The sequence below is a fragment of the Bradyrhizobium sp. WSM3983 genome, from assembly GCF_000473045.1.
Taxonomy (GTDB): Bacteria; Pseudomonadota; Alphaproteobacteria; order Rhizobiales; family Xanthobacteraceae; genus Bradyrhizobium.
The window spans coordinates 303,722-316,734 of sequence record NZ_AXAY01000004.1; the positions used below are offsets into that span (position 1 = coordinate 303,722).

15 protein-coding genes and 2 tRNA genes are annotated in these 13,013 nt (G+C 64.4%); 3 read left to right on the forward strand and 14 right to left on the reverse strand.

Annotated features, from left to right (window positions below; genetic code table 11):
• The 9 genes from YUA_RS0108740 to YUA_RS0108780 all read right to left on the reverse strand — a co-directional run bounded on the left by YUA_RS0108740 (position 1) and on the right by YUA_RS0108780 (position 6,056).
• Positions 1–76, reverse strand: a tRNA-Phe gene (locus YUA_RS0108740).
• Between the two features lie 197 nt (positions 77–273).
• Positions 274–456 (reverse strand): DNA gyrase inhibitor YacG, encoded by a 183-nt coding sequence (gene yacG, locus YUA_RS0108745; protein ID WP_027530336.1) that lies wholly within the window; start codon positions 454–456, stop codon positions 274–276.
• A gap of 136 nt (positions 457–592) precedes the next feature.
• Positions 593–1,222: a Maf-like protein gene (locus YUA_RS0108750; protein ID WP_027530337.1), complete on the reverse strand. Its 630-nt coding sequence runs from the start codon at positions 1,220–1,222 to the stop codon at positions 593–595.
• A 158-nt stretch (positions 1,223–1,380) separates the two neighbouring features.
• A complete protein-coding gene (locus tag YUA_RS0108755; protein ID WP_027530338.1) occupies positions 1,381–1,848 on the reverse strand; it encodes a low molecular weight phosphatase family protein in 468 nt (155 codons plus the stop codon).
• A gap of 71 nt (positions 1,849–1,919) precedes the next feature.
• Positions 1,920–2,417: a UPF0262 family protein gene (locus YUA_RS0108760; protein WP_027530339.1), complete on the reverse strand. Its 498-nt coding sequence runs from the start codon at positions 2,415–2,417 to the stop codon at positions 1,920–1,922.
• Positions 2,414–3,709, reverse strand: a complete 1,296-nt coding sequence (gene hisD / locus YUA_RS0108765) for a histidinol dehydrogenase (RefSeq protein WP_027530340.1) — start codon at positions 3,707–3,709, stop codon at positions 2,414–2,416. Before hisD ends, YUA_RS0108760 begins: the two co-directional genes overlap by 4 nt.
• 190 nt (positions 3,710–3,899) lie before the next feature.
• Positions 3,900–4,349, reverse strand: coding sequence for a DUF2948 family protein (locus YUA_RS0108770; RefSeq protein WP_027530341.1), 450 nt, complete (start codon positions 4,347–4,349; stop codon positions 3,900–3,902).
• A gap of 82 nt (positions 4,350–4,431) precedes the next feature.
• On the reverse strand, positions 4,432–5,091 hold the full coding sequence (locus YUA_RS0108775; RefSeq protein WP_027530342.1) for an NAD-dependent epimerase/dehydratase family protein: 660 nt from the start codon (positions 5,089–5,091) through the stop codon (positions 4,432–4,434).
• A 26-nt stretch (positions 5,092–5,117) separates the two neighbouring features.
• Positions 5,118–6,056, reverse strand: coding sequence for an SDR family oxidoreductase (locus YUA_RS0108780; RefSeq protein WP_027530343.1), 939 nt, complete (start codon positions 6,054–6,056; stop codon positions 5,118–5,120).
• A 135-nt stretch (positions 6,057–6,191) separates the two neighbouring features.
• Between YUA_RS0108780 and YUA_RS0108785 the strand changes: the two genes are divergently transcribed.
• Positions 6,192–6,794 (forward strand): TetR/AcrR family transcriptional regulator, encoded by a 603-nt coding sequence (locus YUA_RS0108785; protein WP_371259874.1) that lies wholly within the window; start codon positions 6,192–6,194, stop codon positions 6,792–6,794.
• A gap of 9 nt (positions 6,795–6,803) precedes the next feature.
• Here YUA_RS0108785 and YUA_RS0108790 read toward each other — a convergent pair whose 3' ends face one another.
• From YUA_RS0108790 to YUA_RS0108810, 5 genes are all read right to left on the reverse strand, one after another.
• The gene (locus YUA_RS0108790; RefSeq protein WP_027530345.1) at positions 6,804–7,628 is read right to left on the reverse strand and encodes an alpha/beta fold hydrolase; all 825 of its coding nucleotides are present in this window, start codon (positions 7,626–7,628) and stop codon (positions 6,804–6,806) included.
• A gap of 26 nt (positions 7,629–7,654) precedes the next feature.
• Complete coding sequence (locus YUA_RS0108795; protein WP_027530346.1) at positions 7,655–8,164, reverse strand: hypothetical protein; 510 nt, start codon at positions 8,162–8,164, stop codon at positions 7,655–7,657.
• A 191-nt stretch (positions 8,165–8,355) separates the two neighbouring features.
• Complete coding sequence (locus tag YUA_RS0108800) at positions 8,356–8,664, reverse strand: EthD family reductase (RefSeq protein WP_027530347.1); 309 nt, start codon at positions 8,662–8,664, stop codon at positions 8,356–8,358.
• A 207-nt stretch (positions 8,665–8,871) separates the two neighbouring features.
• Positions 8,872–10,578, reverse strand: coding sequence for an FAD-dependent oxidoreductase (locus tag YUA_RS0108805; RefSeq protein ID WP_027530348.1), 1,707 nt, complete (start codon positions 10,576–10,578; stop codon positions 8,872–8,874).
• A 26-nt stretch (positions 10,579–10,604) separates the two neighbouring features.
• Positions 10,605–10,805 (reverse strand): hypothetical protein, encoded by a 201-nt coding sequence (locus YUA_RS0108810; protein ID WP_027530349.1) that lies wholly within the window; start codon positions 10,803–10,805, stop codon positions 10,605–10,607.
• A gap of 318 nt (positions 10,806–11,123) precedes the next feature.
• Here YUA_RS0108810 and YUA_RS0108815 point away from each other — a divergent pair.
• Both YUA_RS0108815 and YUA_RS47990 read left to right on the forward strand, forming a co-directional pair.
• Positions 11,124–11,198, forward strand: a tRNA-Thr gene (locus YUA_RS0108815).
• Between the two features lie 969 nt (positions 11,199–12,167).
• A complete protein-coding gene (locus YUA_RS47990; protein WP_084292281.1) occupies positions 12,168–12,917 on the forward strand; it encodes a S9 family peptidase in 750 nt (249 codons plus the stop codon).
• The last annotated feature ends 96 nt before the right edge of the window (positions 12,918–13,013 follow it).

Consider the following 13,013-nt stretch of genomic DNA (forward strand, 5'->3'; position numbering starts at 1 on the left):
TGGTGCCCAGGGGCGGAATCGAACCACCGACACTGCGATTTTCAGTCGCATGCTCTACCAACTGAGCTACCTGGGCATGCTGAGGGAAGGACCCAAAGAGAAGGTCAAGGCCCATCGAGCGGGCGGTTTATAGTGGGCTCGCGGCGGCCTGTCTACCCACGCTTCGTCTTCGGCTTCGCGAGGCGCGGCCCGGCTGTGCACAAGGTGGGGCGGGCTTGCCGCAGCCGGCACGCGGAGCGGCGGGCACCAGATTAAGCCACTGATATTACTTTATTATTCGATGTCATCCACCTCGTCGTCGCGACCGGGGATGACATAAGAGCCCTTCAGCCAGCGGTTCAGGTCGACGTCGCGGCAGCGCGAGGAGCAGAACGGACGGGCAGCCCGCGCCTGCGGCTTGCCGCAGATCGGGCAGGTTTTGAGGGGTCCGGCGGGCTTTTTGACGTGGTCGTCCATGATGGCGGCAGTCTACACGAGGTGAGAGGGTTCAAGAGCCCCCCGGCAAACGGGTTCCTGCGACGGGCGCGCCGGACCCCCGCCGGCCGATTCTACGGTGCATGGGGTTGTTTTCGAGATTTTTGTCGGGCCGAGCTCAGACCGCGGTCGCGTTGAGCCAGCCGAAGCGGATCGGAAAGCCTTCACCGCCGAGCAGCGTGGTGGTCTCGTAGAGCGGCAGGCCGACGACGTTGCTGTAGGACCCGACCATCTTTACCACGAACGAGCCGGCGATGCCCTGCACCGCGTAGCCGCCGGCTTTGCCGCGCCATTCGCCGGAGCCGATATAGGCCTGGATGTCGTCTTCCGACAGGCGCTTGAAGCGGACGCGGGTCTCGACGAGGCGCTGGCGAAAAGCCTCGCGCGGCGTCACCAGGCAGATCGCGGTGTAGACGCGGTGGTTGCGGCCCGACAGCAGCCGCAGGCACTGCGCGGCCTCGTCGACGAGATTGGCCTTGGGCAGGATGCGGCGGCCGACCGCCACGACCGTATCGGCGGACAAGATGAAGGCGCCGCGGAGCTCGTCGTCGAGCTGCACCGATTTGAGCGCCGCATCGGCCTTGGCCCTCGCGAGGCGATTGGCGCAGGCGCGCGGCAGCTCGCCCCGCCTCGGCGTCTCGTCGACGTCGGCCGGCCGGAGCGCGTCCGGGTCGATGCCGGCCTGGTTGAGCAGCGACAGGCGCCGCGGCGAACCGGAGGCAAGAACGAATTTGGGGCGGCCGAGCATCAGGTGATTTTTGGGAGACGAGGCAGGGGGTGAATTGCGCGCGGAACCTATCGGAAGGGGGCTGATTTCACAACCCGGGAACCCCGACTTTGGCGATTCGGGGCGTCCAACATGCGTGTGCCCTCAGTCTGTGACGCGGGTGTTACGCCAACCCAATGCTACCCGCTCGCGGCGCCGACCTTGGCGAAACGCCGGCGGATCCGCATCAGGAGCTGGTCGCAGACTTCGCGGTAGGCGGCGAGCTTCTGGTCACGGCTGCCCTCGATGATGGTGGGGTCCTGCGTCGGCCAGTATTCGACGTCGGCCGCGAGCGTGCGGGTCAGCTCCAGCGCCTTGTGGTGCGCCTCCGGCGAGAGCGTGACGATGAGGTCGAAATTCAGCCCCTCCCAGTCCTCCAGCTCCTCAAAGGTCTGCGGCTTGTGGGTGGAGATGTCCTGGCCGAGCTCGGCCATCACGGCGATGGCGAACGGATCGAGCTCACCCTTTCGGGCACCGGCCGATTTCACGTAGAGGCCTTGCGGAAACATGTGCTGCAGCAGGCTCGCGGCCATCGGCGAGCGCACGCTGTTCATCGCGCAGGCGAACAGCACTGATTGTGGATCGCGTGCGCGTGGCGGACCCGCCATCGCGGTTAGGCCCTTTTGATAGAGGGCATGGCCTCGTCGGAAAACCGCTGCACACTTTTCCGGGCCATGCCCTAGCCCTTCCAGTGAAGAACAGTGATGAGCGTGAACAGGCGGCGCGAGGTCTCGAAATCGACCCGCACCTTGCCCTTGAGCCGCTCCTGCAGCGTACGCGATCCCTCGTCATGGATGCCGCGGCGGCCCATGTCGATGGCCTCGATCTTGTCCGGGGTCGCGGTGCGGATCGCCTGATAGTAGCTGTCGCAGATCATGAAATAGTCCTTCACGATCCGCCGGAACGGCGTCAGCGACAGCAGATGCGCGACCACGGGCGTGCCGTCCTCGCGGCGGATGTCGAACATCAGCCGGCTGCCGGTGATGCCGATATGCAGCGTGAACGGCCCCTTGCCGTCCGCACCATCGGGCGCGAACAGGTTCTGCTCGATCAGGTCGTAGATCGCGATCGCGCGCTCGTGCTCGATGTCGGGCCCGGAACGGCCGATCGAGTCCTCGTCGAGGGTGACCGCGACGATGCGATTGGTCGAGTCGTCCTGTTCGGGCGGCTTTGTCATGACAGATTGAGGCGCAATCCAATCGAGCGCGAATGAGCATCCAGCCCCTCCGCTTGTCCGAGCGTCATCGCAGCCGGGCCCAGCGCGCGCAGCTGGTCCGGGCCGCATTTCAGGATCGAGGTACGCTTCATGAAATCGGCGACCCCGAGCCCCGAGGAAAACCGCGCCGAGCGCGCCGTCGGCAGCACGTGGTTGGAGCCGCCGACATAATCGCCGATCGCCTCCGGCGTATGCGCGCCGAGGAAGACAGCGCCGGCGTTGCGTATCTTTGCGGCGAGCGCGTCGGGATCATCAGTCATGATCTCGAGATGCTCGGCCGCGATCGCGTCCGCGAGCGGAATGGCGTCGGCGAGGGTCTTCACCATGATGATGGCACCGAAATCGGCCCAGGATTTGCCGGCAATCACCGCGCGCGGCAGCGTCTTCAGCTGCGCTTCGACCGCGTTTTCGACATCGGCGGCGAGGCGCGCTGAGTCAGTGATCAGAATCGATTGCGCGCTGGCATCGTGCTCGGCCTGCGCCAACAGATCTGCGGCGATCCAGTCGGCATTGCCGGTGTCGTCGGCGATCACCAGCACCTCGGAGGGGCCCGCGATCATGTCGATGCCGACCTTGCCGAACACCAGCCGTTTCGCCGCAGCGACATAGGCATTGCCGGGGCCGACGATCTTTGCGACCGGCGCGATCGTCGCGGTGCCGTGCGCGAGCGCGGCCACGGCCTGCGCGCCGCCGACGCGGTAGATCTCGGAGACGCCGCCGAGCGAGGCGGCCGCGAGCACCAGCGGATTGAGCTTGCCGTCAGGCGAAGGCACCACCATCACCAGGCGCGACACGCCCGCGACCTTGGCCGGCACCGCGTTCATCAGCACCGAGGACGGATAGGCCGCGGTGCCGCCGGGCACGTAGAGGCCGGCGGATTCGATTGCGGTGTAGCGCCAGCCGAGCTCGACCCCGAGCGGGTCGGTGAAGCGCTCGTCCTTCGGCAATTGACGGCGATGGTAAGTCTCGATGCGGTCGCGCGCGAGCTTCAGCGCATCCAGCGTCGCGGCGTCGCACGCCTTTGTCGCGGCTTCGATCTCGGCGGCTGAGACGCGCAGGCCGGATGCATCCAGCGTCAGCCTGTCGAACTTTGCCGTGGCCTCCAGCAGAGCCGCATCGCCGCGTTTCGCCACGTCGTCAACGATGGCGCGTGCGGCCGCCTCGACATCGGCCGAGATCTCGCGCTTGGCGGCGAGGAAGGCCGCGAATCGCTGGTCAAAATCGGCGCTGCTGCGGTCGAGGCGAACGGGCATTTTTGGCTTGGCTTCTGCTTGTTTGGAGGGCGCAGTCTGGCTCACCGGCCCCCTGCTCAATGGCGCGGCGGGGAAGCTGCGTCAACCCTTGCAGTCGACCCTTGGCAGTCAACCCTTGGAGGCCAATGCTTGGAAGCTACCGTTCCTGCGATGGCCTGGGCCGGCCGGTTCGGCTGGTATACAGGCAACCTCACCCCTCTCCCTCGATCCCCAGACCCGTTCCCAATTCGTCCGTCCCCAGATCCGTCAGCTCGCATTCCAGGCATTCGACGTCGAGGCGGATGGCGCCACCCTGGGCAAACAGCAAGAGCGCGCTGCCGCTAGGCTCCTCGTCGCGGCCGTCCCGGGGATGAAACTCGATGCCGACGAGGTCCAGGACCGCCTCAAGTGTCGCGAGATCGATGTTGCGCGACTTGCAGGCGAGCACGCGGTCGAAGCGGAGCGCTGAGATCAGCCGGCGTGGCTCGGTCTCGCCCACCAGCGTCTGCTCCCAGTCCAGCCGGCTCATGCCGACCACCAGGCGCTTCTCGCCCTGCCGCCAGATGATGTCGGAAGGCTGCACCCGGGCATCCTGCACATGGGTCGAGATCACGGCGAGATCGTCGGCATCGAGCGCGATCAGTTTGAGCGGGGGAGACATCACCGACACTTCTCCTCGAGGGCTGATACGGCTCAACGCGCAGGGCTGCCGAAATTTCCGCGCAAACTAGCGGCCGCGCCGACTAGAGGCTATTGATATCCTCCATTTCCAGCACCTGCTTGGGATAGCCGACCCGGGCGACATGGATCATGGCGCGGCCGATCTGCTCGGTCGAGGTGACGAGCCGGGGCGAGATCCGGCGCAGCACCGACCATAGCGGCCAGGTCACGTCGTAGACCGCCTGCACCCAGGCCGTCTTCGAGCGGATCCCGTGCAGAGGCTGGATCGCGCCGGGCCGGAACATATAGGCCGCCCTGAACGGCAGCTTGAGCAGATCGTTCTCGGTCTTGCCCTTGACGCGCGCCCACATCCGCGAGCCCTGCTCGGTGGAATCGGTGCCGGCGCCGGTGACATAGGTGAAGGTCATCTGCGGATTGAGCCGCGCCAGCGTCGTCGCCGCCGCGAGCGTGATGTCGTAGGTGAGATGGCGGTAGCGCTCTTCGCTCATGCCGATCGAGGAAACGCCGAGGCAGAAGAAGCAGGCATCGAAGCCGGTGAGCTGCGTCTCGATCGCCGAATAGTCGGTGAAATCGTCGTGGGTGATCTCGGTGAGCTTGGCATTGCGCACGCCGGTCGAACTGCGCCCGACCACGAGGACGCGCTCAACGCCGGCATCGACCAGGCACTCACGCAACACACCCTGCCCGACCATGCCGGTCGCGCCGAAAATGATGACACGCATCGGGACGTCCCCACCAGAGTCGCGGCTCATGCGGCGGCCGCGATCTCGTCGAAGGATACACCGGTCAGCGTCGCCGAGACATCCCACAACATGGCAGCCGACGCGAAATCCTTCGCCTGCGGCATGATCCGCGCCGGCGCCGGTGCCCCCTTCAATTCGTAGAACCCGTTCGGGCCGTAATAGCTGCCGGGCTCGGCGCCCGCCGAGGTCGCAGCGAACAGCGTCGGCAGCGCGCCTTCAGCCGCGGATTGGCTGATGAGAGGCTGAAGCAACCGGCCCACTCGCCACTGCAAGGTGCTGGTGCCCGGCCCGTTCGGAATGAGATCTGTGCGCGCGTAGCCGGGATGCGCGGCGATGCTCCTCAAGCCCCAGCCGGCCGAATCGCTGCGCCGCTGCAATTCGAGCGAGAACATCAGCATCGCGAGCTTGGACTGGCAGTAAGCGCGCCAGGGTCGATAGGACCGCGTGCTCTGCAGATCGTCGAAATTGATCGCGCCGGAGCGATGCGCGAGGCTGGAGAGATTAACAACGCGCGCGGCCTTCGCGCGGCGAAGCTGTTGCAACAGGCGCGCCGTCAGGGCGTAATGGCCGAGATAATTGGTGCCGAACTGCTGCTCGAAACCATCCTCGGTCTGCTGCCGCTTCGGCAACGCCATCACGCCGGCATTGTTGACGAGGAGGTCGAGCTGGTCGTTGCTGGCGGCAAAACGCCTGGCGAAATCGGCGACCGACGACAGGCTGGCGAGGTCGAGATGCTCATAGGCGATCAGAGCGTTGGGAAACTGCGCGCAGATGCGCTCGATCGCCCGCAGCCCCTTTGCGTCGTTGCGCCCGGTGAGTATGACGATGGCTCCGGCACCCGCCAGCGCCAGCGCCGTCTCATAGCCGAGGCCGCCGGTGGCCCCGGTGACGACGGCAGTCTTGCCGCTGAGAGAGGGGATGTCTGCCGTGCTCCAGTCGGTCATGCCATATCTCCGTTCAGGGCTGGAAGGAGGCTCGCGACGGGTCTAAATGTGCACTGAGTGCAAGTTTGCAAGAGGTGAAATAATTTGAAGGCTTCGCAATCCGCTCGGAATTCGCCGAGGAAAGGCGCCAAGCCATTGCCAGCAGGGGCAAAATCCCCTGTCAGCCCCGGCCTGCGCCAGCGCAAGCAGCAGGAAACCCGCGAACGGCTGAAGCGCGCGGCGATGGCGCTGTTCCTGGAGCGCGGCTTCGAGGCCACGACCATCGACGACATCGCTGAAGCGGCCGATATGTCGCGCCGGAGCTTCTTTCATTATTTCGCGTCCAAAGAGGACGTTGTCGCCGCCTGGCAGGAGGATGCGGCGGCCGCGCTGGTCGCCGAAATCCTCGCACGGCCCGCGGACGAATCCATGCTGACGGCGGCGGAGAACGCCATCGCTGCGGCGGTCAAGCGGATCGATCCGGCTGAGGCGGCAGCGATGTCACGGCTCAAGCGCGACAATCCCGCGCTTCAGGCCCGCGACCAGCTCAAATACGAAAAGCTCGAGCGCGCGCTGGCGGACGGGCTTGCGCAACGCTCCGGCCGCAAGTCGGACCGGCTGAAGGCCCGGCTCGTCGCCATGATCGCCACCGGCGCGATGCGCGTCGGCGGCGAGAGCTGGCTCAGCGAAGGCACGCGCGACAAGCCGGAGGCTTTTGTGAAGCGGACCTTCGATTTGATCAGGGCGATCCTGGCGTGAGCACGTCCCTCAGCCCTTGAAGAACGCCAGCAGGTCCGCGTTGATGGTTTCGGCGTGCGTGGTCGGCATGCCGTGCGGAAAACCCTTGTAGGTCTTCAGCGTGCCGTTCTTGAGCAGCTTGGCCGACAGCGGCGCGGAGTCGGCATAGGGCACGATCTGGTCGTCGTCGCCATGCATCACCAGCACCGGCACGTTGATCTTCTTCAGGTCCTCGGTGAAATCGGTCTGCGAGAACGCGACGATGCCGTCGTAATGCGCCTTCGCGCCGCCCATCATGCCCTGACGCCACCAGTTCTGGATCACCGCTTCCGACGGTTTTGCGCCGGGACGGTTGTAGCCATAAAAGGGACCGGCGGCGATATCGCGGTAGAAGGCCGAGCGGCCGGCGGCGAGTGCTGTCTGAAAGCCGTCGAACACGTCCCTGGGCAGACCGCCGGGATTGGCCTCGGTCTTCACCATCAGCGGCGGCACCGCGGAGAGGATCGCGGCCTTCGCGACCCGGCTCTCGCCGTGGCGCGCGATGTAATGCACGACCTCGCCGCCGCCGGTGGAATGGCCGACATGGATGGCGTTCTTGAGATCGAGATGCGCGGTCACCGCCGCGAGATCGTCGGCATAATGATCCATGTCGTGACCGTCGGCGACCTGCGACGAGCGGCCGTGGCCGCGGCGGTCATGAGCGATGACGCGGTAGCCGTGGGTGACGAAGAACATCATCTGCGCGTCCCAGTCGTCGGCCGATAGTGGCCAGCCGTGGCTGAACACGATCGGCTGGCCCGGGCCCCAGTCCTTGTAGAAAATGTCGACGCCGTCTTTGGTGGTGATGGTGGGCATTGGTGGGCTCCTTTAGTTAAGAACACTCAGGCGAACGCCATCGGCTTGTAGCGGCGCCAGGCACCGATGGTCACCAGCACGAAGAACACCAGCACGATGCCCTGCACGACGGCGAAGACCGGGCCGGACGGCGGCGCCGGCGGCACGGCCGGTGCGAGCGCAGCCAGCGCCGGCACTTTCAGGAACGACTGGATGATCAGCACGAACACGTTGAAGTAGAGCGAGATCATCGCGGTCACGATGTAGACCGGGCGCCAGACGCCCGCGAGCTTCATGCCGTAGAGCGCGATGCAGGCGACCGCGAGCAGCACCAGCGAGATGATACCGATGATATGCGACGGCAGCAGCTCCTTGAACGGAAACAGGAAGCCGGTGGCGCTGGTCAGGATGGTGAACAGCAGGAAGATCGCGGTGAGGCCCGGCATCGACTTCGAGCCGAGCAGGCCGAACATCACGATCAGCCCTGCGACGATTCCGATCAGGCTGATGATGACATGGACCAGTGTGAAGGCGGGCAGGCTCATCCCGAGAACCATGACATCTCTCCTATTCTCTGCATTGAGATCAGGTGATTGATATTACGGTCCTCATCGGATTGCCACATGCTCCTGCATCACACGGCGCGCGCAGCCATGCGTCATCGTGCGAATCGACAAACGCATGGCTGAATTTTTTGCAGCGTTGCCACAAACGACAACAGCTTTTCGACGAAAGTTGAATCGGGGCGTCAGACTTCCTTGGTGTCGAAGATCAGCATGTCGGCACCGCCGCTGGCGAATTTCGGCACGTCGCCGGCGGCGGCCTTGCCTGCCTCGCTGCCGAACGCCTTCTGAATGTCGCCCACGCTGTCGAAGCTGAGAATGGCGACGAGATGAATACCTGACGGTCCGGCAGGCGAGCCGACCGCGCCCGTGCTGACGGCGTATTTTTTCAGGCCGGGAAGCTTCTTGGCCAGCGGAATGTGGGTCTCTGCATAATGCTTGTCGAAGGCGGCAGCGTCTTTGGGCGTCTTGTAGAGCACGACGAGTTCGGCCATTTAGTCCTCCCGTTGAAGCTTGTTGTCTTTAGTCCTCATGGTGAGGAGGCGCGTCAGCGCCGTCTCGAACCATGCAGGCCCGGCTGTATCCGGGCCTTCATCCTTCGAGACGCGCGTTCCGCGCTCCTCAGGATGAGGGGATAGTCTGCATCATGACGCGTCATGGCAAGTCACAATCGACTTGCCGTCTGCTTGTCTTCTGCTTGACTAAAGCGCCGGTTTTGCGGCGTCGCCGAGATAGCCGTGCAGGGAGGCCACGACCTGCGCGCCTTCGCCGATGGCGCCGCCGACGCGCTTGACCGAGCCGGAGCGGACGTCGCCGACGGCGTAGACACCGGGCACGGAGGTCTCTAAAGGCGCCACCAGCTTGCCCTGGTTCAGCTCGGACTGTGCGCCGGTGACGACGAAGCCGCCGCGATCGAGCGTGACGCCGCAGCCGTTGAGCCAGCCGGTGGCGGGATCGGCGCCGACGAACAAAAAGAGATTGCGGATGTCAGCGGACTCTTCGTCGTTCGACAGGCGGCTCTTCAAGCGGATGCGCCGCAGCAGCGAGGCCTCGTCGCCCTCAAGCGCCGAGATCTCGGTGTTGAACATCAGCTCGATGTTCGGCGTCGCCTCGATGCGCTCAATGAGATAGCGCGACATGCTGGCGCCCAGGCCGCCGCCGCGGATGATCATCAGCACCTTCTTCGCGTGCCCAGACAGGAACACGGCGGCCTGCCCGGCCGAATTGCCTGCGCCGACCAGCGCGACTTCCTCTCCGGCGCACAGCTTCGCCTCGACCGGGGACGCCCAGTACCAGACGCCGCGGCCCTCGAATTTGTCGAGGTTCTCGATCTCTGGCCGGCGATAGCGCGCACCGCTGGCGACCACGATCGCGCGCGATCGCAGGGGATCGCTGCCGTCCAGCGCGATTGAAAACGCGCCATCCTTGCGCGTGCAGTCGAGCGACTGCACCGTCACCGGGATCATGATGTCAGCGCCGAACTTCTGCGCCTGGTTGAACGCGCGCGCCGTGAGGGCCTGTCCTGAAATGCCGGTCGGAAAACCCAGATAGTTTTCGATGCGCGCGCTGGCGCCGGCCTGGCCGCCGAAGGCGCGGGTGTCGAGCACGGCAACCGATAGCCCTTCGGACGCCGCATACACGGCGGTTGCGAGCCCGGCCGGTCCGCAGCCGACGATCGCGACGTCGTAGATGCGGTCATTGCGCGGGCCGCCGATCATGCCGATCGCACGCGCAAGCTCGGTTTCGCCGGGATTGCGCAGCACCGCACCGTCTGAGGTGACCACCAGCGGCCAGTCCTCAGGCTTCGGTGAATAGCGTGCGATCATTTCGGCGGCATCGCGGTCGCGCTCGGGATCGAGCAGATGATGCGGCTGGCCGTTGCGGGTGAGAAAACCCTGCAAGCGCACCACGCCGGCCGAATGCGAGGGACCGATCAGCACGATGCCGCCGACGCCAGCCTGGAGCAGATTGACCCGGCGCAGGATCAGCGCGCGCATGATGCGCTCGCCGAGCTCGGCCTCGGCGACCAGCAGCGCGCGCAGGCGCTCGGGCGGCAGCAGCAGCGTCTCGACATCGCCCTTGGCGCGGCCGTCGACCAGCGCCGGACGGCCGGAGAGCTGGCTGAGCTCGGCCAGGAATTGCCCCGGCCCCTGCTCAATCAACGGGGTGACATTGCCGAGACCGTCGCGCTGGGTGATGGCGACATGGCCCTTCAGCACGACGAACATGCCCGGCCCCGGCTTGCCGGTTTCGAACAGCAGCTCGCCATCCTGATAGGAGCGGACTTCGCCAAAATGCCGCATGCGTTCGATCTCGGCGGATGTCAGCGCCGGAAAGGTCTGCTCGGGACGGGTGAACCGCGACATCATCGCGTCCCCATTGGTACGGTCCTGCTCGTTCTGCCCCATGGCCACGTCCACGCACTCCAAAATTTCTAGCCTCCGGCCTTGCCGGCGGTCCCCTCATCTGGGGAATCATCATCGTTCTGCGAGGGCTCGGCGCTTGCGGCGCGTTCGCGCGCCTGCACCTTCCGCCGCTTCAGATTCTCCCGCAGCGCCGATTTCAGCCGGTCGTCCCGCGATGCTCTCGCCTGCCTCGTGTCCTGCTTCGCGTTTCTGTCGTTCTCGTCAGCCATTTCGGGTCCATACAGCGGTTGGCGATAACATGCCCAGAGAATGCGGCAGCTCAAGAGGCCCGCGCGGTCCCGATCGTGCGAAACTCAAAATGGCTGGAATCCGCCTCTCGGGCCAACTGGCCAGTTGGCCGGGGGGAAGAAGAACCAAAATCGACGGAAAGTCGGTCGTTTCGGGCCCAAACAGCCTTGATACCCCCGATATCGCCCCGATTTTCTCGCTTTGGCGGGTCCGGCAAGCTTGCACAGCGGGGAGGCCTGTGGCAGATATCGGCCCGCTTGGTAGGCCCCTCGGGCGGCCGATTCTTAATCCCAGCACATGCTGCCGTAGCTCAGTGGTAGAGCACTCCATTGGTAATGGAGAGGTCGACAGTTCAATCCTGTCTGGCAGCACCATTTCATCTCTCGAAATGAGCATGAATCAGCATTCTCGCGGCACCAAACGCCCGAGTTTTGCTCGTCTCCGTTGCCCTCTTCCGTGAAGAGGGCGCAGGGAAGACCGGGTGCCAACGGGCACCCGCGGTCCGCTGCGCGAATGTGTAGCGCAAGGAGACCGCACAGCAGCATACAGGTGACGCCGAACACTCAGCCTTCCCTGCGCGATGGGTTGACGGCGTATGCCGCGCTCTCCCCGGCGACGAGTTCCTTTTGTCACCGTCACTTCGCGATCCGTTGACGCACCGCGCGCGGTTGGGGCGATGCATCGTCGCAAAAGCTTGGCTGTAGCAACGACAGCCAGGACCACACGGTTTAGCCGTACGCAGCGTTCCGGCTCCGCCCAAGGGCTACGCCGGACAAGCCCGACTACGCCCAAAGCTTCACCAGACACAGGCGCCGTTCGTTCGACACGGCTTGCGGCGAGCTCACGGGGTTCGGCTCAATCCTCTGCCCGCCCTGCTCCCACATCCGCGCCGGCGCTGCCGCGTCCACCGCACCCCGACCCACGTTCGTGACGACGTACGATCGCCCCTCTCCTTGGGTCGGGATGGAGGGAGTGTGTCGCAATTCCGAATTTCGGTAAAGTGGAATATTTTTGCGAGAGAGGGTTGACGGGGTTTTGCGGGAGGCGGGTGTTTTGCCCGACGGGTTGGATTGGCTGCGTGGCGAACAGAAGCCCGCCGACGCGTTCGACTGTGAACCGGCATGACCGAGTAATTGGCACGAGCAAGCTGGACCAAACTTGCACTCAAAAATGTCGCTTCTAGCAAAGCGGAAATCGCGGACACGCTATCATCGATCGCTTTTTTTCCTGACCAGACTTGCCGCTGTTTTGCTTGCTAAGCGAGATATGGTCGACGACAATCGAGGCTTGGCTCTGCTCGTCGCGTGTTCACTCCCGAAGAGTGCTCCCACATAGGATTCGCCATGCCGCTCAAAATCCTTCGCCGCTCTTTGCCAAACTGGGGTTGGGGTTATGGTCCGCCCGGTGAAGGTCCATTTCCGGCGATCATGCTCTTGCATGGCTCGGAAGGCAGTCGGTCAGGAATGATCTATAGGACCGCTGCTGTTCTAGCGGCGCATGGCTTTCTCGCGATGGCCTTTCCCTATTCGAACGGCCAGAACAGCAGCGACATAGTTGACGTCCCTCTTGACCAAACGGCGAAGGCCCTTTCCAGCCTCCGTTCGTGGCCAATCGTCGGAAAGAGGGTCGGACTCTATGGAAGTTCGCGCGGTGCCGAACATGCTCTATTGCTGGCCTCGCTGATGGCGAGGGATAGCGTCGCCGGGCTCCCTGACGCAATTGCTGCGCACACTCCACCTGACGTTATTTGCGGAGCATTTAACTCCAGGATGTGGAGAGACTCTGGTGATCCCGGTTGGCGCCCTTGGGACCCGGCGGATCGTGCTTGGAGTTGGCGCGGATCGTCGAACGAGCTCCTTCCAACGACGGCAATCGAAATCGAACGGTTTGATGGTCCAATCTTTCTAAGTCACGGCACCAAGGACGCCACATGGTCAGTCGAGATGACGCACCGGCTGCGGGATCGGCTGCAGCGTCATGGCCGCACTCCGGAAGTACACCTGTATGAAGGGGAAGGGCACGGGGTGAACAGCGATGTCGAGAACCAGCACAACGAACTGCTGATCGACTTCTTTAGTCGTCATTTGAGCTAGCTCGTAGGATGGGTAGAGCGCAGCGAAACCCATCGCACTTTGTCTAGATGGGTTTCGCAAGTGCTCTACCCATCCTATGCACACCGCTAAGCCACG

Coding starts and splice junctions, on each gene's coding strand:
- yacG (WP_027530336.1), bottom strand. CDS start 456: ATGGACGACCACGTCAAAAAGCCCGCCGGACCCCTCAAAACCTGCCCG.
- YUA_RS0108750 (WP_027530337.1), bottom strand. CDS start 1,222: ATGCTCGGCCGCCCCAAATTCGTTCTTGCCTCCGGTTCGCCGCGGCGC.
- YUA_RS0108755 (WP_027530338.1), bottom strand. CDS start 1,848: ATGGCGGGTCCGCCACGCGCACGCGATCCACAATCAGTGCTGTTCGCC.
- YUA_RS0108760 (WP_027530339.1), bottom strand. CDS start 2,417: ATGACAAAGCCGCCCGAACAGGACGACTCGACCAATCGCATCGTCGCG.
- hisD (WP_027530340.1), bottom strand. CDS start 3,709: ATGCCCGTTCGCCTCGACCGCAGCAGCGCCGATTTTGACCAGCGATTC.
- YUA_RS0108770 (WP_027530341.1), bottom strand. CDS start 4,349: ATGTCTCCCCCGCTCAAACTGATCGCGCTCGATGCCGACGATCTCGCC.
- YUA_RS0108775 (WP_027530342.1), bottom strand. CDS start 5,091: ATGCGTGTCATCATTTTCGGCGCGACCGGCATGGTCGGGCAGGGTGTG.
- YUA_RS0108780 (WP_027530343.1), bottom strand. CDS start 6,056: ATGACCGACTGGAGCACGGCAGACATCCCCTCTCTCAGCGGCAAGACT.
- YUA_RS0108790 (WP_027530345.1), bottom strand. CDS start 7,628: ATGCCCACCATCACCACCAAAGACGGCGTCGACATTTTCTACAAGGAC.
- YUA_RS0108795 (WP_027530346.1), bottom strand. CDS start 8,164: ATGGTTCTCGGGATGAGCCTGCCCGCCTTCACACTGGTCCATGTCATC.
- YUA_RS0108800 (WP_027530347.1), bottom strand. CDS start 8,664: ATGGCCGAACTCGTCGTGCTCTACAAGACGCCCAAAGACGCTGCCGCC.
- YUA_RS0108805 (WP_027530348.1), bottom strand. CDS start 10,578: ATGGGGCAGAACGAGCAGGACCGTACCAATGGGGACGCGATGATGTCG.
- YUA_RS0108810 (WP_027530349.1), bottom strand. CDS start 10,805: ATGGCTGACGAGAACGACAGAAACGCGAAGCAGGACACGAGGCAGGCG.
- YUA_RS47990 (WP_084292281.1), top strand. CDS start 12,168: ATGCCGCTCAAAATCCTTCGCCGCTCTTTGCCAAACTGGGGTTGGGGT.